The sequence below is a fragment of the Tenacibaculum sp. Bg11-29 genome, assembly GCF_002836595.1.
GTDB lineage: Bacteria > Bacteroidota > Bacteroidia > Flavobacteriales > Flavobacteriaceae > Polaribacter.
The window spans coordinates 1-418 of the sequence record NZ_PJBB01000002.1 but is presented as its reverse complement, the minus strand read 5'-3'; the positions used below and the strand labels follow the sequence as shown (position 1 = coordinate 418).

Here is a 418-nt window from a genome sequence, read left to right as displayed (position 1 = left end):
AGATGCCGCTTCCTTAACAGGCGGAAATAGCATCAACGGAGCAACCGGAGAAGTAACGTATGTTGCAGGATGGAGTGGAACAACAACAATCACGGCAAGTGCTGCAGGATGTAACGGTCCGGCAACTACGACGCATGTAGTAACAGTAACACCAACAGTCACCATTGCAGCATTTAGCCCAGCAACAAGTACAAGATCTCAAGGAGTAGGAACAGTAACTACGACAACAACCGGAATAAATTCAACCGGAATCACCTATAGTTTAGATGCTGCTTCTTTAACAGGCGGGAATAGTATAAACGGATCAACTGGAGAAGTAACGTATGTTGCAGGTTGGAGTGGAACAACAACAATCACGGCAAGTGCCGCAGGATGTAACGGTCCTGCAACTACGACGCATGTAGTAACTATTTTATTA

Annotated in this window: 1 protein-coding gene; it reads left to right on the top strand. The window is 45.7% G+C overall.

The features are described from left to right. On the top strand, positions 1-418 hold a 418-nt coding region (locus CXF68_RS00010; RefSeq protein ID WP_198553729.1), incomplete at both ends, for a hypothetical protein.